Source organism: Luteimonas composti (genome assembly GCF_042678665.1).
GTDB lineage: Bacteria > Pseudomonadota > Gammaproteobacteria > Xanthomonadales > Xanthomonadaceae > Luteimonas > Luteimonas composti.
This window is the reverse complement of sequence record NZ_JBHTKU010000003.1, coordinates 517,703-534,193: the sequence shown is the minus strand read 5'-3', so window position 1 is coordinate 534,193 and position 16,491 is coordinate 517,703. Positions and strand designations below refer to the sequence as shown.

General features: G+C 73.7%; 15 protein-coding genes. All 15 read right to left on the bottom strand.

Features of this window, described 5'->3' with window-relative positions:
• Positions 1-58: 58 nt before the first annotated feature.
• The gene (locus tag ACFQ2D_RS11220; RefSeq protein WP_280940688.1) at positions 59-2,362 is read right to left on the bottom strand and encodes a methyl-accepting chemotaxis protein; all 2,304 of its coding nucleotides are present in this window, start codon (positions 2,360-2,362) and stop codon (positions 59-61) included.
• Positions 2,363-2,429: 67 nt separating this feature from the next.
• The gene (locus ACFQ2D_RS11215) at positions 2,430-2,936 is read right to left on the bottom strand and encodes a chemotaxis protein CheW (protein ID WP_280940689.1); all 507 of its coding nucleotides are present in this window, start codon (positions 2,934-2,936) and stop codon (positions 2,430-2,432) included.
• Positions 2,937-2,979: 43 nt separating this feature from the next.
• A complete protein-coding gene (locus ACFQ2D_RS11210; RefSeq protein ID WP_280940690.1) occupies positions 2,980-5,001 on the bottom strand; it encodes a chemotaxis protein CheA in 2,022 nt (673 codons plus the stop codon).
• A 3-nt stretch (positions 5,002-5,004) separates the two neighbouring features.
• Entirely contained in the window at positions 5,005-5,373 is a 369-nt protein-coding gene (locus ACFQ2D_RS11205) for a response regulator (RefSeq protein WP_280940691.1), read from the bottom strand.
• Positions 5,370-5,681 (bottom strand): STAS domain-containing protein, encoded by a 312-nt coding sequence (locus tag ACFQ2D_RS11200; protein ID WP_280940692.1) that lies wholly within the window; start codon positions 5,679-5,681, stop codon positions 5,370-5,372. Before ACFQ2D_RS11200 ends, ACFQ2D_RS11205 begins: the two co-directional genes overlap by 4 nt.
• Positions 5,682-5,748: 67 nt before the next feature.
• Positions 5,749-6,585, bottom strand: a complete 837-nt coding sequence (locus ACFQ2D_RS11195) for a chemotaxis protein CheW (RefSeq protein WP_280940693.1) — start codon at positions 6,583-6,585, stop codon at positions 5,749-5,751.
• The gene (locus tag ACFQ2D_RS11190; RefSeq protein ID WP_280940694.1) at positions 6,582-7,355 is read right to left on the bottom strand and encodes a ParA family protein; all 774 of its coding nucleotides are present in this window, start codon (positions 7,353-7,355) and stop codon (positions 6,582-6,584) included. Before ACFQ2D_RS11190 ends, ACFQ2D_RS11195 begins: the two co-directional genes overlap by 4 nt.
• Position 7,356: 1 nt before the next feature.
• A complete protein-coding gene (gene motD, locus ACFQ2D_RS11185) occupies positions 7,357-8,391 on the bottom strand; it encodes a flagellar motor protein MotD (protein WP_280940695.1) in 1,035 nt (344 codons plus the stop codon).
• A gap of 3 nt (positions 8,392-8,394) precedes the next feature.
• Entirely contained in the window at positions 8,395-9,135 is a 741-nt protein-coding gene (locus tag ACFQ2D_RS11180) for a flagellar motor protein (RefSeq protein WP_280940696.1), read from the bottom strand.
• 26 nt (positions 9,136-9,161) lie between these two features.
• Entirely contained in the window at positions 9,162-10,970 is a 1,809-nt protein-coding gene (locus ACFQ2D_RS11175) for a chemotaxis protein CheA (RefSeq protein ID WP_386795648.1), read from the bottom strand.
• A gap of 3 nt (positions 10,971-10,973) precedes the next feature.
• Positions 10,974-11,594 carry a protein phosphatase CheZ gene (locus tag ACFQ2D_RS11170; protein WP_280940672.1) on the bottom strand — a complete coding sequence of 207 codons (621 nt, stop codon included), beginning with the start codon at positions 11,592-11,594 and terminating at the stop codon, positions 10,974-10,976.
• Positions 11,591-11,983, bottom strand: coding sequence for a chemotaxis response regulator CheY (gene cheY / locus ACFQ2D_RS11165; protein WP_280940673.1), 393 nt, complete (start codon positions 11,981-11,983; stop codon positions 11,591-11,593). Before cheY ends, ACFQ2D_RS11170 begins: the two co-directional genes overlap by 4 nt.
• A 41-nt stretch (positions 11,984-12,024) precedes the next feature.
• On the bottom strand, positions 12,025-12,786 hold the full coding sequence (locus ACFQ2D_RS11160; RefSeq protein ID WP_280940674.1) for an RNA polymerase sigma factor FliA: 762 nt from the start codon (positions 12,784-12,786) through the stop codon (positions 12,025-12,027).
• Positions 12,783-13,664 carry a MinD/ParA family protein gene (locus ACFQ2D_RS11155; protein ID WP_280940675.1) on the bottom strand — a complete coding sequence of 294 codons (882 nt, stop codon included), beginning with the start codon at positions 13,662-13,664 and terminating at the stop codon, positions 12,783-12,785. Before ACFQ2D_RS11155 ends, ACFQ2D_RS11160 begins: the two co-directional genes overlap by 4 nt.
• Positions 13,651-15,849, bottom strand: a complete 2,199-nt coding sequence (locus ACFQ2D_RS11150; protein ID WP_280940676.1) for a hypothetical protein — start codon at positions 15,847-15,849, stop codon at positions 13,651-13,653. The genes ACFQ2D_RS11155 and ACFQ2D_RS11150 overlap by 14 nt, the downstream gene beginning before the upstream one ends.
• Between the last annotated feature and the right edge of the window lie 642 nt (positions 15,850-16,491).

Below are 16,491 nucleotides of genomic sequence, written 5' to 3'. Positions count from 1 at the left end.
GGCGGGCGGCGCACCCGCCCGCGCGGCTGGCGCACGGCAGAAGAGACGGGGCAGTGGCTCAGGCGGTGGCGTCCGCGAGTTCCTCCGTGCGGGACCGGGCCCGGGCGTCGCCCCGCGCCGGTGCCGCGATCGCGCGGGCGTCGTCCTGCAGGCGGAACGTCGCGGCGGCGGCGGCGAGGTGGGCCGCCTGGTCCTGCAGGCTGTGCGCGGCGGCCGAGGCCTCTTCCACCAGCGCGGCATTTTGCTGGGTGGCGTCGTCGAGCTGGATGACCGCGCGGTTGACCTGGTCGATGCCGGCGGACTGTTCGCGCGAGGCGGCGGTGATGCCGCCCATGATCGCGGTCACCCGCTGCACCGCGTCCACGATGCCGGCCATGGTGCGGCCGGCGCGGTCGACGCGCTCGGCGCCGGCCCCGACCTTCCCGGTCGAGTCGGCGATCAGTGCCCGGATCTCGCGCGCGGCCTCGGCCGAGCGCAGCGCCAGGTTGCGCACTTCGGCGGCGACCACCGCGAAGCCGCGTCCTTCCTCGCCCGCGCGCGCGGCTTCCACCGCGGCGTTGAGCGACAGGATGTTGGTCTGGAAGGCGATGCCGTCGATCACGCCGACGATGTCGGCGATGCGCGCGGACGACGCGCTGATCTCGGCCATCGTCGCCACCACCTCGGCCACCACCCGGCCGCCGTCCGCGGCCACGTCGCCGGCGCCGCGCGCCAGCTCGTCGGCCTGCCGCGCGCTTTCGGCGTTGCGGCGCACGGCCGTGGTCAGCTGCTCCATCGAGCTGGCGGTTTCCTGCAGGCTGGCCGCCTGCTGGCCGGTGCGGGTGGACAGGTCCATGTTGCCGCTGGCGATCTCGGCGGCGGCCTGGCCGATGGTGCGGGTGGCATCCTGGATCTCGCCGACCAGCCGCGCCAGCTGGTCGACGGCGGCGTTGGTGCCGGCCTTCATTTCGCCGAACAGGCCGCGCATCTCGCTGGTGATGCGCGGGCGCAGGTCGCCGTGCGCGAGCGCGTCGAGCACGGTGGCGGTCTCGCGCAGGCTGTGCTCGGTGGCGAGCATCAGCCGCTCCAGGCCGGTGCCCACCGCATGGATGAAGCCGCTGGCGCCGCGCAGGTCGAGGCGCTGGCTGAAATCGCCATCCGCCGCGGCGGCGACCACGGTCTCGACCTGGCGCTCCAGCGCGAGCTCGACGGTACGGTCGCGCCATTCGGCCACCGTGCCCAGGCGCGCGCCGGACTCGCCGGTTACCGGAGTCACGGTCACGTCGAAGGTGCGGGCGCCCAGCACCACGCGATAGGGCTCGGCCGACGACAGCGCCGCCAGCCGCGCCTGCTGCGCCTGCGGATCGGGATCGAGCGCGTACAGCGCGCTGCCGCCGAGCGTCGCGCTGGCGAAGCCGGGGCAGCTGGCGCGCACGTCGGCCTCGGCCGCGGCGAGCATCGCCCGCGCCGCCGGGTTGGCGTAGACGATCGCATGCGCATCGTCGGCCACCAGCACGCTGGCGGCGGCCGAGTCGAGCGCGCACTGCACGCGCGCCATCTGTTCGGCGCGGCGGCGGCGATCCTCGATCTCGAAGCCCAGGCGCACCTGCATCGACTTCAGGCCCAGCAGCACGCCGCCGACCTCGTCGTTGCGGTCGATCGCGATGTCGCGGGCGTAGTGGCCGGTGGCGAAGTCGCGCAGGTGCCCGACCGCGGTATCGAGGCGCCCGACGACGTCGTTGCACAGCCACCAGGCCGAATAGCCGGCGGCCACGGTCGAGCCGGCCACCAGGGCGTACAGCACCGGCAGCGGCGTGCCGCTCGAGGCCAGCAGCACCAGCGCCAGGCCGAGCGCGCCGACGCCGGCGGCGGCCAGCATCAGGCGCTGGCGCAGGCTCAGGCGCCACAGCGGATTGAGGGAACGCAGCAGGTCGGGCGCGACGCGCGCGCCGTGGCGGACGCGCAGCCGGCTGGTGCCGGCGCGGATGGCCGCGTAGTCGCGCTCGGCCGCGTCCACTTCGGCACGGCTCGGGCGGCGCCGCACCGACATGTAGCCGACGTGGTCGGCCCCTTCGTAATAGGGGGTGACGTGGGCCATCACCCAGTAGTGGTCGCCGTTCTTGCGCCGGTTCTTGACCATGCCCACCCACGGGCGCCCGGCCTGCAGCGTGCGCCACAGGTCGGCGAAGGCGGCCGGCGGCATGTCCGGGTGGCGCACGATATTGTGCTGCTGGCCGAGCAGTTCGGCCTCGGAGAAGCCGCTGACCCGCGTGAATGCGGCGTTCGCGTAGACGATCACGCCCCGGCGGTCGGTCCGCGAGACGAGCGGTTCATCGTCCTCCAGCAGGTATTCGCGCTGGCTGACGGGTTGGTTGTTGCGCATTTCGACTTCCGGGGGAGCGGCGATCCGCGGCCGTCGCCGGCCGCGGCAGTGCCGTATCGGCCTGGGCTCAGGCGGCTTCGGCGGCGACCAGGCCCATGGTCTCGTGGCCCATCAGGCGCTCGATGTCGAGCAGGATCAGCATGCGCTCGTCGAGCGTGCCGATGCCGGTCAGGAACTGGCGGTCGATGGTGGCGCCGATCTCCGGCACCGAGCGCACCTGCTCGCCGGACAGCCGCACCACGTCGGACACGCTGTCGACCACCATGCCCACCACGCGGCCGCCGACGTTGAGCACGATCATCACCGTCAGCGCGTTGTACTCGGCCTTGGCGAGGCGGAACTTCAGGCGCATGTCCACCACCGGCACGATGATGCCGCGCAGGTTGATCACGCCCTTGATGTAGTCCGGCGCGTCCGGCAGGCGGGTCACCGCGTCGTAGCTGCGGATCTCCTGCACGCGCAGGATGTCGACGCCGTATTCCTCCTCGCCCAGGACGAAGGTCAGGAATTCGCCGGTGCCGGCGTCGGCGTTGCCGGCAGAGGTGTCGTGGTTGGCCTGGACGGGCTGGGACATGGTGCGGTCCTTCGGAAAGTCGTGACGGAGGGGGCTGGGGTGCTCAGGCGGCGGCCGGCAGCGGCGCGGACTGGGCGAGCCCGCCCGCGTCGACGATCAGCGCGACGCGGCCGTCGCCCAGGATGGTGGCGCCGGACACGCCGGCGATGCGCTTGTAGTTGCTCTCGAGGTTCTTGACCACGACCTGCTGCTGGCCGAGCAGTTCGTCGACCTCCAGCGCCAGGCGGCGGCCGTCGGCCTCGACCACCACCGCGATGCGCTGCGGCGCTTCGTCGCCTTCGGCGCGCGAGGCGGGCAGGCCGTACTGGCCGGCCAGGTCGACCAGCGGCAGGTAGTCCTCGCGCACGCGCAGCACGCGCGCCTCGCCGGCGATGGTGCGCACGTCGGCGGGGCTGGGCAGCAGCGATTCGATCACCATGCTCAGCGGCACGATGAACACCTCGCCGCCCACCGCCACCGACATGCCGTCGACGATGGCCATGGTCAGCGGCAGGCGGATCACCACCGTCGTACCGTGGCCGGCGCGGCTGCGGATCTCGACCTGGCCGCCGAGGGCGGCGATGTTCTTGCGCACCACGTCCATGCCCACGCCGCGGCCGGACAGGTCGGTGAGGGTGTCGGCGGTGGAGAAGCCCGGCGCGAACACCAGGTCCCAGACCTGGGCGTCGGTGGGGTTGTCGGGCATGGGGATGCCGCGCTCGGCCGCCTTGCGCAGGATCCGCTCGCGGCTCAGGCCGCGGCCGTCGTCGCCGATCTCGATGACGATGTTGGCGCCCTGGTGGGCGGCGCTCAGGCTGAGCGTGCCGGTCTCGTCCTTGCCCGCGGCGCGGCGCTCCTCGGGAAGCTCGAGGCCGTGGTCGATGGCGTTGCGCACCAGGTGCACCAGCGGATCGACGATCTTCTCGATCACGCCCTTGTCCAGCTCGGTGGCCTCGCCGTGGGTGCGCAGCTGCACCTTCTTGCCCAGGCGCGCGGCGATGTCGCGGACCATGCGCGGGAAGCGGCTGAAGGCGAAGTCGACGGGCAGCATGCGCACGCCCATCACCGATTCCTGCAGGTCGCGGGTGTTGCGCTCCAGCTGCACCAGGCCCGACATCAGCGCCTCGTTGGCGACCGGGTCCAGGTGCTCGGAGCGCTGGCGCAACATGGCCTGGGTGATCACCAGTTCGCCGACCAGGTTGATCAGCGCGTCGACCTTGGACACGGCCACGCGGATCGAATTGTCGGTATCGCCGCTGCGGCGCGAGACCGCGGCGACAGGGTCGGCGGCCGCCGCTGCCTGCACCGGGGCGGCCGCGGCGGCTGGCGCCAGCGGCAGCGGCGCGGCCTCGACCACCGGTGCCGGGGCCAGGGTGCCGGCCTCGATGCCGAGCGTGCACTCGTCGGCGACCCAGGCGAAGGCCTCGTCGATCGCCTCGCGCGGCACGCTGCCGGGCAGGGTCAGGTTCCAGGCCAGGTAGGCCTCGAACGGGTCCATCTCGGAGAACGCGGGCAGGCGCTCGTCGATGCATTCCACGCCCAGTTCGCCGTGGCTGGCGAGCTCGCGGAGGATCCGCAGCGGGTCGTTGCCGGTCATGAACATCGACGGTGCGGGCGCGAAGGCGATGCGCCAGTCGCCCTGGACGGGCGCGGGCGCACCGGCATCGGTGCCGGCGGCCGCGGATGCGGCGGGCGCCTCGCCCGCGAGCAGGGCATCGAGCCCGGCGCGCGCGGCGGCCAGCGCGGCGGCGTCGATCGCGCTGCCGTGTTCGCAGGCCGCGAGCAGGCTGCGCAGCACGTCCACCGAGGCCAGCAGCGCGCCGATGGCGGCCGGGTCCAGCACGCGGCGACCGGCGCGGGCCTCGTCGAGCAGCGTTTCCAGCAGGTGGGTCAGGTCGGTGACGCTGGTGAAGCCGAACGTCGCCGCCCCGCCCTTGATCGAGTGCGCGGCGCGGAAGATGACGTTGATCGTTTCGCCATCGGCCGCACCCGCGCCGGACTCGAGCGACAGCAGGCCGCTCTCCATGGCATCGAGGCCTTCGCGGCTTTCTTCGAAGAACGCGGCATGGAAGCGGGTGATGTCCATGGCTCAGCTCAGGACCTTGCGCACGGTGGCGAGCAGCTGCTCGGGATCGAAGGGCTTGACCAGCCAGCCGGTGGCGCCGGCGGCCTTGCCTTCCATCTTCTTGTCGCCGCCGGATTCGGTGGTGAGCATCAGCAGCGGGGTGAAGCGGTAGTCGGGCAGCTGGCGCAGCTCGCGGATTAGCGAGATGCCGTCCATGCGCGGCATGTTGACGTCGGTGACCACGGCGTGGAACGCCCGCGTGCGCGCCAGCTCGAGCGCGGCCTGGCCGTCCTCGGCCTCGCTGACTTCGAAACCGCCCGAGGTCAGGGCGAAGGCGACCATCTGGCGCATCGAGGTCGAATCGTCGACGACGAGCAGTTGCTTGGCGCTCATGCAGTTGCTCCGTTGGAAGGAATGGTGTCGGCCGGCGCGTCGTCGACGCCCAGGCTCACGGCGAGCGCGAGCTGGCGCGCCGCGGCGGCCAGGGTCGGCGAAGCCTGGGTGATGGTGGTGCGCTGGCCGCGCGCGGCGCGGTCGCGGACGAAAGCGTGCAGCAGCTGCAGGCCGGCGGCGTGCACGCGTTCGACGCGGTCGCCGGCGAGTTCGAGCGGGGCCTCGGCCTCGAGGTGCGGCTGGAGCGCCGCCTGCAGTTCGGCGACGCGCTCGATCCCGAGGTCGGTTTGGAGCGTCAGGTGGGTCATGGACTTGCCACGTGGGAAGCGGTCCTGAGCATTAACGGCGCTCCGGCCCGCGACTTGAGCGCGCGTCTCAGCCGTAGAGCGCGTAGGCGTCGAACAGCACCGTCGGTGCGGCGCCGACCCGCGCCACGCCCAGGATCACGCCCGGCGCGCTGCCCTGCAGCGGCGGTTCGATGCGGTCGCGGCCGAGCGTCACCACGTCCTCCACGGCGCTCACCAGCACGCCGATCAGCTCGTCGTCGCGTTCGACGACCACGATCCGGCTGTGCTCGTCCGCGTCCACGTGCCCGGTGCCGAGCCACAGGCCGAGGTCGAACACGGGCACGATGCGCCCGCGCAGGTTCATCACGCCCAGCACCGCCGGCTGCGCGCCGCGCATGGCCACGATCGGGACCAGGCGCACCACTTCCTGCACGCGCAGCAGCTCCAGCGCGTAGCTGTCGCGGCCCACCATCACCCGCAGCCAGCGAGAGGCCTGCGCGATCACGCTGGCCGGCGGCGGCAGGGTCGCCAGCGGCGGCGTGGGCGGCGCCGACGCGGCCGCGGCGGGAAGGACGGCAGGCATGGCGGAATCTGAGACCGGGGGCGGCGCGGGGATGGGGGCGGGCGCCATCGCGCCGGCGGCGGGGCCAGCGGCGGCGGCGAGATCGGGCTCCGGCTCCGGCTCCGGCGAAGGCGCAGGTGCAGGTGCAGGTGCAGGTGCAGTCGCAGTCGCAGTTGCAGTTGCAGTTGCAGGCGAAGGCGCAGCGTCCGCGCCCGGCCCGCGCTCGAGCCCTGCGTCCGCGCCCGCCGCGGCTTCGGGCGCCGCGGGCGCGACGGGCTGCGCCGGCGCCGCGCCACCGGCATGCGAATCGTCGAGCAGGGCGTCGACGTAGTCGATCACGTCGTCGGAAAACTCCGGGGTCATGCCGCGCGCCTTTGCGACGACTGGTCCTGCGCCAGCAGCCACTCCAGCGCGCGCCCGTAGGCCTCGACGCCGCGGCCGCCGGCGCCGGCCTCCGTGGTCAACGCCTGCGCGTCGCGCAGGCGCGTGTCCATGGGCACCGCGCTGGGCCAGACGCGGCCTTCGTACTGGGCGTGCAGCTGCTCCAGGCTCTGCACGCCCGAGCGCGTGCGGCGGTCGTACAGGGTCGGCAGCACGTGCTGGGTCAGCGGCCGGCGCCGCGAGCGCTCGACCATGGCCGCGGTGCGCAGCATGTCGGCCAGCCCGTGCAGGGCCAGCGGATCGGTCTGGGTCGGCACCACCAGGCGGTCGGCGGCGGCCAGTGCGTTGACCATCAGCAGGCCCAGGGTGGGCGGGCAGTCCAGCAGCACCTCGTCGTAGCTGGCGTGCACCGCGTGCAGGGCCCGGCCCAGCGCCAGGCCCAGGCCCGGTTGCGCGGAACTGCGCCGCTCCAGGGTGGCCAGCGCCGGCTGCGCGGCGACCATCTCCAGCCCGGGCACGTCGGTGCGGCGGGCCAGCGCGGCGAGCGAGGCGCCGCTGCCCACGAACAGGTCGTGGGTGCCGGCGGGCGGCGGGTCGGCCGGGACCGAGAACGCGCGCGTCAGCGACGCGTGCGGATCCAGGTCGACCAGCAGCACGCGGCGGCCGTCCTGCGCCAGTCCACGGGCGAGGCACAGCGTGGTCGTGGTCTTGCCGACCCCACCTTTCTGGTTGGCGATGGCCCAGACCTGCATGTCAGCCTGCTCCCGGGTTGTGGGTGGTCGGAGTGAAGCTGGCCGCGCCCAGCACGGTGGTGCCGTCGGTCGAGGCGGGCGGCGCCTCCGCCACCGGCGGCGCGGCGTCGGCGTCGGCGCCGGGGGCCGGCGCGGCGTCCATGGCGATGGTCGGGCCGCGCTCGGGCACGGCGTCGGGGCCGTCGGGCGCGGCCAGGATCACCAGCAGCACGCGGCGATTGGCGTTGCGGCCCTCGACGGTGGCGTTGTCGGCCACCGGCTGGTGCTCGCCGAAGCCGACCACGGCGAGGCGACCGGGATCGACGCCTTCGTCCGCCAGCACGTGCACCACGCTGGCGGCGCGGGCGGTGGACAGTTCCCAGTTGGACGGGAACGCGGAGGTGCGGATCGGCATGTTGTCCGTGTAGCCCTCCACGCGCACCGAGTTGGGCTCGCCGCGCAGCACCTGTCCGAGCTTGCGCACGGTGGCCGTCGCCACCGGGCTGGGCACGGCCACGCCGCTGGCGAACAGGATGTCGCTCTGGATCTCGACCTCGAGGAAGGTGCGGCCGCGGCGCACCGTGACCAGCTGCTGGCGCACCAGTTCCGACAGCGCCTCCTGGATGCGCCGGCCCAGCGTGCTCAGCTGCGACTGGCCCCGCAGCGAAGCGTCCATCGCCGCGGTTTCGGCCGCCCGGCGCGCGGCCAGCGCGGCCTGCCCGCCCAGCGGCGCGTCCAGCATCTGCCGCACGCGGACCTGGCTCACCGGCGCGGTCGCGGTCGGTCCGGCCTTGGCGCCCGGGGTGAGCAGGGACGGGCGGTCGAACGAGGAACCGCGCAGCTGGGTCTGGCCCAGCTGGATCGGGGTGATCGAGCGCGGCGGCCCGCCGAAGGCCGAGGACAGAGCGTCGGAGACCGCGCGGTACTTGCCCTCGTTGATCGAGGAGATCGCGTACATCACCACGAAGAAGGCCAGCAGCAGGGTCATGAGGTCGCCGTAGGGCACGGCCCACGCCTCGTGGTTCTGGTGTTCCTCGTGCTGGTGCCTGCGCGCCATGGCTCAGTGCACGTAGCCGTTGAGGCGCGCTTCGATGTTGCGGGGATTCTCGCCCTGCGCGATCGCGATCAGTCCTTCCACGATCATCTCGCGCTCGAGCGTCCGCGCGTTGATCAGGGTCTTGAGCTTGTTGCCGATCGGCAGCAGGGCCAGGTTGGCCGAACCGATGCCGTAGATGGTCGCGGTGAACGCCGCGGCGATGCCGTGGCCGAGCTTGCTCGGGTCGGCGAGGTTCTTCATCACCGCCATCAGGCCCAGCACGGCGCCGACGATGCCCAGCGTGGGCGCGTAGATGCCCATGCCCTCGTACACCTTGGCCGCGGCCAGGTCGCGCGAACTCTGCCCGTGCAGTTCGATCTCCAGCATCTGCCGGATCGACTCGGGCTCCACGCCGTCGACCACCATCTGCAGGCCCTTGCCCAGGAAGGGGTCGGTCTGCGCGGCCACCTGAGACTCCAGGCCCAGCAGGCCCTGCTTGCGGGCGATGGTCGACCACTCGACGATCTGCGCGATCACCGCGGCATGGTCGTGCGCCGGCGGCTTGTAGACCCAGGCCAGCATCTTCATCGCGCGCATGAAGGTGCCCAGCGAGGTCTGCAGCAGGATCGCGGCCAGGGTGCCGACGATCACGATGATGAAGGCCGCCGGCGACCACAGTCCGGCCAGGCCCGCGCCCTTGAGCACGGCGCCGCCGACCAGGGCGACCAGGGCGAGCACGGTACCGATGACGCTGAGTCTGTCCATGGCCTGTTTAACGGTCCTTGCCTGGGTTACTTGAACGCGGTGCGGGCGCGTCCGCCGCCGCCGGGCAGCGCGTCCACGTCCAGGATCAGGGCCATGCGGCCATCGCCGATGAGGCTGGCGCCGGCATAGCCGGGCAGGCCGCGCAGGGTCGGCGGCAGCGCCTTGATCACCACTTCCTCGCGGCCGCGCACGCGGTCGACGGCCAGGCAGTAGCGCTGCTCTCCCGACTGCAGCACCACGCAGGTCGAATCGCGCAGCGGCGCGGGCGCCATCCCCAGCCAGTCGCGCAGGCCCAGCAGCGGCAGCGGCTGCTGGCGCAGGTCGAGCACGCGCTGGCCGTCGATCCACAGCGCCTTGCCTGGATCGTGCGAGAGCACCTCGACCACGCGCACCAGCGGCAGCGCGTAGACGTCGTCGTCCACCTCCACCAGCAGGGTCGGCAGGATCGCCAGGGTCAGCGGCACGCGGATCGCGAAGCGCGAACCGGCGCCGGGTTCGGAATGGATCTGCACGGTGCCGGCGAGTTCGCGGATGCGCGACTGCACCACGTCCATGCCCACGCCGCGCCCGGACAGGTCGCTGACCGCGTCGCGGGTGGAGAAGCCGGGCAGGAACAGCAGCTGCAGGCATTCCTCGGCCGACAGGCGCGCGGAGGCGTCCTCGTCGATCAGGCCCTTTTCCACCGCCTTGCGGCGGATCCGGTCCGGATCGATGCCGGCGCCGTCGTCGCGCACCTCGATGGCGACGTGGTCGCCCTCCTGCTGCGCGCTGATGCGCACGGTGCCCAGTTCGGGCTTGCCGGCGCGGCGCCGCGCCTCGGGCATCTCGATGCCGTGGTCGATGGCGTTGCGCACCAGATGCACCAGCGGGTCGGCCAGGGCCTCGACCAGGTTGCGGTCGAGTTCGGTCTCCGCACCGGTGACTTCCAGATGCACCTGCTTGTCGAGCTGGCGCGCCACGTCGCGGGCCAGCTTGGGGAAGCGCGCGAACACGCGGCCCACCGGCTGCATGCGCGCCGTCATCACCGCGCCCTGCAGGCGCGAGGTGGCGACGTCGAGCGCGGCCACGGCGCGATCGAGGTCGTCGTCGCGCAGCCGCGGGCGGAGGGTCTTGAGGCGGTTGCGGGCCAGCACCAGTTCGCCGACCAGGTTGACCATGGCGTCGAGCCGGCGCACGTCCACGCGCACGGTGACGTCCGGCGGCTCCGGCGCGGCCGCCTGCGCGCGCGGCGCGGCTGCGGGGCGCGGTGCAGGCCTGGGCGCCGGCGCCGGTGCCGGTGCCGGCGTGGGTGCAGGCGCTTCCGCGGGCGGCGCGCCGGGAATGCCGCCCGCGCCGTGCAGGCTGTCGAGCAGGGCTTCGAAATCGAGATCGTCGATCGAGTCGCCCGCGGCGGCGGCCGCCGCGGCCGGCACCGCGGCTGGCGCGACCGTAGCAGGCACAGGCGCGGCCGCGGGCGCGGCGCCCGCGCGCAGCGCGGCCAGCAGCGACTCGGGCGCGGGTTCGGGTTCGCTGCCGGCGGAAATCGCGTGCAGCATGTCCACCAGCAGGTCGATGCCCTGCTGCACGCCGTCGAAGGCGGCCGGATCGAGCGGCGCGCTGCCGTCGCGCGCGGCGTTGAGGCGGTCCTCCACCGCGTGGCAGACCGCCACCATGGTGGTGAAGTCGAGGAAGCCGGCGCCGCCCTTGATGGTGTGGAAACCGCGGAACACCGCATTGAGGCATTCGCGGTCGGCGGGCGCGCCCTCGAGCGCGACCATCTGCTCGCCGAGCTGGTCGAGGATCTCGCCGACCTCGACCAGGAAGTCGGCGCAGATGTCGGAGGCGACCGAAGACATGCGCTACAGCCCCAGCGACGACAGCAGGCTGTTGGCGTCGTCCTGGCTGGCCGCGGGCGCGTCCAGGCCCTGGATCGACGGGCCGTGGCCGTGGCTGGACAGGTGCAGCGGCCGGTCGCCGGCGGGCGTGACCTCGCCCAGGCCGGCGTCGACGGTGCGCACCAGCTCCACCACGCGGCGGATGATCTGGCCGGTGAGGTCCTGGTAGCCCTGCGCCGCGGTCATCTCGGAGAGCCGGCTGCGGATGCCCGCCACCGCGGCGGCATGCGCCTCGGGCGCGGCACCGGGCAGGGTGGCGAGCAGGCCGGCGCACTCCTGGATTAGGTCCAGGGTGTGGTGGCTGGCCTCTTCGGTGACCTTGACCACGTGCTCCAGGCGCAGGCAGGCCTCGGCCAGCGAGCCGCCGCCGCTGCCGGTGCCCAGCGCCTGTTCCAGCTCGCGGGCCAGCTTGACCAGGCCGCGCACCAGCGGCTGGCTGCGCCACTGGATGAGGGCATCGACCGCGCTGCGCCAGCCGGCATCGTCGTCCTGCTCCAGCGCGGCCAGCGCGCCGTGCAGGCAGTCGACCAGCGCGGCGCGCTCGGCGGCCGCGTCGCCCGCGGCATCGGCGGGCGCCACGCTCATGCGGCGGCCCCGAGGCGCTCGAACACCTTCTCGAGCTTGTCGCTCAGCGTGGCCGCGGTGAAGGGCTTGATCACGTAGCCGTTCACGCCGGCCTGCGCGGCCTCGATGATCTGCTCGCGCTTGGCCTCGGCGGTCACCATCAGCACCGGGGTCTTGGCCAGCGCGGCGTCGGCGCGGATCGCCTTGAGCAGGTCGATGCCGGGCATGCCGGGCATGTTCCAGTCGGTGATCACCAGGTCGAACGGACCCTTGCGCAGCTCCACCAGGGCGGTGCTGCCGTCGTCGGCCTCGGTGGTGTTGAAGAAGCCCAGGTCGTTGAGCAGGTTCTTGACGATGCGACGCATGGTCGAGAAGTCGTCGACGATCAGGATGCGGATGTTCTTGTCCATGCGGACCTCTTGGTTGCGTGCGGGGGCCGCACCGGTTGTGCTCAGGGCAGGTAGTCGTCGTCTTCGCCGTCGTCGCGGCGCCAGTCGGCCAGGCGTGCGCGCAGGCGCACGGCGGCCTGGCCGTGGATCTGGCAGGCGCGCGATTCGCTCACGCCCAGCACCGCGCCGATCTCGCGCAGGTTGAGTTCCTGCTCGTAGTACAGCGACAGCACCAGGCGCTCGCGTTCGGGCAGCGCCTCGATGGCCTCGGCCAGCGCGTCGCGGAAGGCGGCCTGTTCGAACTCGCGCGCGGGGCTGGCGTTGCTGTCGCCGGCCAGGCGCGGCTCGCCGTCGTGCTCGTCCATGTGCGCGTCCAGGCTGACCAGCTGGCCGCGCGCGGCGTTCTCGACCATGGCGTAGTACTCGTCCAGCGGCACCTCCATCGCCGCGGCCACCTGCTGCGCGGTGGCGGCCTGGCCGGTGCGCTGCTCGACCTCGCGGGTGGCGGCGACGATGTCGCGGTAGCGGCGGTGTACCGAGCGCGGCACCCAGTCGCCGCGCCGGATCTCGTCGATCATCGCGCCGCGGATGCGGATCGAGGCGTAGGTCTCGAACGCCGCGCCCTGGTCGGACTGGAAATTGCGGGCCGCGTCGATCAGGCCGAGCATGCCGGCCTGGATCAGGTCGTCGATCTCCACGCTCGCCGGCAGCCGCGCGGCGAGGTGGTGGGCGATGCGGCGCACCAGTTCGCCGTGCTTCTCGACGATCTCGGCGGCCGATCCCTGCTGGTTGGCGCGGTAGTGGGCGGTCGCGGTGGCGTTCATGCGGCCGCTCCCCGCGTGGCGGCGGCCGGGGCCGACACCAGGCGCTCGAGGAAGAATTCGACGTGCCCGCGCGCGCCGGGCGGCGATTGCCACTGCCGCGAGCGGCGGGCGATGTCGCGGAAGGCCACCGAGGAAGGCGCCGACGGGAACGCATCGACCACCGCTTCCTGGCGCTGCACCGCGCGGCGCAGCCACTCGTCGCGCGGGATCGCGCCCAGGTAATTCAGGGTCACGTCGAGGAAGCGCGCGCTCACGCGCTGCAGCTTCTCGAACAGCTGGCGACCCTCGGCCGGGTTCTGCACCTGGTTGGCAAGCACCTGCACCCGGTTCACGCCGCGGTCGCGGCTGAGCACCTTGATCAGGGCGTAGGCGTCGGTAACCGAAGCGGGCTCGTCGCAGACCACCACGATCACGTCCTGCGCGGCCTGGCAGAAGGTCAGCACGCCGTCGGCGATGCCGGCGGCGTTGTCCACCACCATCGCGTCGAGGTCGAGGTCGAGCTGCGAGAACGCGTGCACCAGGCCCACGTGCTGGGCCGGGGTGAGTTCGGTCATGTGGCGCTTGCCCGAGGCCGCCGGCACCACCAGCAGGCCGCTGGCGGCCTCGATCACGGTGTCGCGCAGCTCGCAGCGGTCGGCGAACACGTCGGCCAGGGTGTGGCGCGGCGCCAGGCCGAGCATCACGTCGACGTTGGCCAGGCCCAGGTCGGTGTCGAGCAGCAGGGTGCGCTGGCCGGCGTTGACCAGGGCGGTGGCCAGGTTGACCGAGACCGACGTCTTGCCGACGCCGCCCTTGCCGCTGGCGACGGCGATCACCCGGACCGGACCGGGCGTGCGGTCGGCGGTGGAAACGGGTGCGATGGGGTCAGGCGACTGCATGGTGGTCCTCGGTGGCGAGGGGGTTATCGGCAGCACGGCGGGATTTCTCCAGTGACTGGACGAGACGGGTGGCGTCGGCGGCCTCGAGGTCGGACGGCACCTCCTGGCCCTGGGCGGTATAGGCAAGTCCCAGGCCGTGGCGGGCCAGGACCGAGAGGGCCGAACCCAGGCGGCCGGTCTCGTCGAGCTTGGTCAGCACCACGCCCTCGGGCTTGGCCGGTCGGTAGCGGCGGATCACCTCGCCCAGGTCGTGCGGGTGGGCGTTGGCCGGCAGCACCAGCAGGCTGCGCACGCGCTTGGCCGCGCGCAGCCACAGGATCTGGCTGAACACGGCGCGGTCGCGCACGGCGTGGCCGGCGGTGTCGACCAGCACCAGCGGGTAGTCGACCAGCTGCGCCAGGGTGTCCTGCAGGCGCTCCGGCCCTTCCGCCTCGCACACGGTGATGCCGAGGCGCCGGCCGTGTGCCTGCAGCTGCTCGCGGGCGCCGGGGCGCTGGCAGTCGGTGGTCACCAGGGCCACGTCGCGGGCGCGGTGGCGGGCGGCGAAGCGCGCGGCCAGCTTGGCCGCGGTGGTGGTCTTGCCGGCGCCGGTCGGGCCGACCAGGGCGATCACCCCGCCGTCCTCCAGCGGCTCGCTGTGCAGGGTGCCCAGCATGTTGGCCAGCTCGGCCAGCATCGGCACCTGGATCCGGTCGACCGGCAGGCGCGGGTCGATGCGCTCGGCCACGGCCTGGGCCAGCGACTCCTCGCAGCCGTAGGCGGCCAGCGCGTCGAGCACCGCAGCCCGCGCCGGCGACCCGCGCAGGCGCTCGAGCGAGAGCTGCTCCATCTGGGTTTCCATCAGCTGGCGCATGCGCGCCATCTCCTCGCGCATGGCGAGGATGGCCGGATCGGTCTCGGCGGTGGCCACCACCTGCAGGCTGCGCGGGGCGGTGGGCTGGGCCTGCGCGGGGACGGCGGCGTCGGCGAGGACGGGCCCGGAGGCGGCGGCGGGAGCGGCCGGGAGGATCGCGTCGGCGCCAGCCTGGGCGGCCGGGGCCATCGGGGCGGCTGCGGCGATCGGGGCGACGGGCGCGACGCAGGGGGCCGGAGCCGCCTGGATGACCCGGGTGGCGGGAGCAGCGGGAATCGCTGGCGAGGTCGGAACAGCCGGAGCAGCCGCAGCAGTCGCAGCAGTCGCAGCAGCCGGAGCAGCCGGAGCAGCCGAAGCAGCCGAAGCAGCCGAAGCAGTCGGAGCAGTCGGAGCCGCCGAAGGTGCCGAAGCCGCCGGCGCCGCCAGGACGACCGGAGCCGCCATGCCCGGCAGGTCCTCGGGAGCTGCGTAAGCGGCGTGGGCAGCCGGAGCGGCCTGGGCCGCAGGAACGGCCAGGGCGGCCAGTGCCTGCGCCGGCATCGGGTCGAACGCGGCGGCGGCGGGCGTGGGCGCGAGCGGCGCGACCGGGGCCTCCTCGTCGGCGCCGGGGCGCAGCGGCATGGGGATGTCCGGCAGCAGCGGCACGAAGTCTTCGGCCTCGCCGGCTGCGCGCGTGCCGCCCCGTTCGCCGGCGCGGCCATCCAGCGCGGCCATCATCTCGTCGAAGCGGCTGGGCGTCGGCACAGGCGCCGGTGCGGGCGCGGTCGCTGCGGCGGGCGATGCCGGCGCGGCCGCAGGCATCGGTGCGGAGGCGGCTGCATGGTCGCGGGCGGGCGAAGCCGGTGCGTCCGGCGCCTCGGAGCTCGCCGGGATGGCCCCGGACGCCGGCGTGCGCGACCGCGTGCCGGCCGGCTGCGCAGCCTGGGGCCGGGCGGCGGCCGGGGAAGCCGGGCGCCTGCGCGCTTGGCCGGTGAGTTCGGCGAGCGTCGGGTCCTCGGCGGCACGGGCGGCCGGGGCCGGGGCATCGCCGATCCGGAACACGGCGCGGGCCCGCGACATCAGCGATTCGCGCGGCGCACCGTCGGGGACCGCATTCGCGGCAGGCTGCGCGTTGGCCGCGGGCCGGGCCGGCGCCTCCTCGGCAGCCGGAGCGGCGGCGCGCAGCGCCTGCGCCACCAGGGCCTCGTCGTAATCGGTCGCGGCCACCACCTCGATGCCGGCGCCGCCTGCGCCGGGACGGGTGGACAGGATCACCGCATCGGGTCCCTGTTCGTCGCGGACCATGCGCAGGGCGGTGCGCATGTCGGGGGCGGTGAAGCGCTTGATTCGCATGTCGAAAAGCCCGGTTCGGAGTGCTCGGGCCTGTCCCTGCAAGAGCCGGGCCTGAAATGCCGCCGACCTGCGTCGGAAGCTTGGCGCGCCCCTGGCGACGGGAATCCGGCTTCATCCGGCGGCCCGGGACGGCCCCGCCTGGCTCCCTCCCCGGTCGCGGGAGAAGGTGTTCCGCCTGCCCTTGGCTCGCTTCCCCGCCTGCGGGGGAGGGTTGGGGTGGGGGCCAGCAGATCGCCGCGTCGGCCCAACGCGCGCTTGGCGCGCGCCCCCATCCCGGCCTTCCCCCGCAAGCGGGGGAAGGAGGTGTGCTTCGCGGCCGTGCGCCGCGACGCGTCGCCACCGCTCTTCGCTTCCCTCCGCCACCTGCGGCGGAAGGGAGCTGCACTTCGTTGCCATTCGCCTGACGGCTCGCCGCCGCTTTCTCTCCCTCCCCCGCCTGCGGGGGAGGGCTGGGGTGGGGGCCCGCAGGTCGCCGCGCCGGCATTCCGCGCGCTGCGCGTGCGCCCCCATCCCGGCCTTCCCCCGCGAGCGGGGGAAGGAGTCGTATTCGAGACGGGGCGCCACGACGGGCCGCCGGTTTTTTTTGCTCCCTCCCCCGCCTGCGGGGGAGGGTTGGGGTGGGGGCCCGCAGGTCGCCGCGCC

Coding starts and splice junctions, on each gene's coding strand:
- ACFQ2D_RS11155 (WP_280940675.1), bottom strand. CDS start 13,664: ATGCAGTCGCCTGACCCCATCGCACCCGTTTCCACCGCCGACCGCACG.
- ACFQ2D_RS11175 (WP_386795648.1), bottom strand. CDS start 10,970: ATGTCTTCGGTCGCCTCCGACATCTGCGCCGACTTCCTGGTCGAGGTC.
- ACFQ2D_RS11215 (WP_280940689.1), bottom strand. CDS start 2,936: ATGTCCCAGCCCGTCCAGGCCAACCACGACACCTCTGCCGGCAACGCC.
- ACFQ2D_RS11170 (WP_280940672.1), bottom strand. CDS start 11,594: ATGAGCGTGGCGCCCGCCGATGCCGCGGGCGACGCGGCCGCCGAGCGC.
- motD (WP_280940695.1), bottom strand. CDS start 8,391: ATGGCGCGCAGGCACCAGCACGAGGAACACCAGAACCACGAGGCGTGG.
- ACFQ2D_RS11160 (WP_280940674.1), bottom strand. CDS start 12,786: ATGAACGCCACCGCGACCGCCCACTACCGCGCCAACCAGCAGGGATCG.
- cheY (WP_280940673.1), bottom strand. CDS start 11,983: ATGGACAAGAACATCCGCATCCTGATCGTCGACGACTTCTCGACCATG.
- ACFQ2D_RS11180 (WP_280940696.1), bottom strand. CDS start 9,135: ATGGACAGACTCAGCGTCATCGGTACCGTGCTCGCCCTGGTCGCCCTG.
- ACFQ2D_RS11150 (WP_280940676.1), bottom strand. CDS start 15,849: ATGCGAATCAAGCGCTTCACCGCCCCCGACATGCGCACCGCCCTGCGC.
- ACFQ2D_RS11220 (WP_280940688.1), bottom strand. CDS start 2,362: ATGCGCAACAACCAACCCGTCAGCCAGCGCGAATACCTGCTGGAGGAC.
- ACFQ2D_RS11190 (WP_280940694.1), bottom strand. CDS start 7,355: ATGCAGGTCTGGGCCATCGCCAACCAGAAAGGTGGGGTCGGCAAGACC.
- ACFQ2D_RS11200 (WP_280940692.1), bottom strand. CDS start 5,681: ATGACCCACCTGACGCTCCAAACCGACCTCGGGATCGAGCGCGTCGCC.
- ACFQ2D_RS11210 (WP_280940690.1), bottom strand. CDS start 5,001: ATGGACATCACCCGCTTCCATGCCGCGTTCTTCGAAGAAAGCCGCGAA.
- ACFQ2D_RS11195 (WP_280940693.1), bottom strand. CDS start 6,585: ATGACCCCGGAGTTTTCCGACGACGTGATCGACTACGTCGACGCCCTG.
- ACFQ2D_RS11205 (WP_280940691.1), bottom strand. CDS start 5,373: ATGAGCGCCAAGCAACTGCTCGTCGTCGACGATTCGACCTCGATGCGC.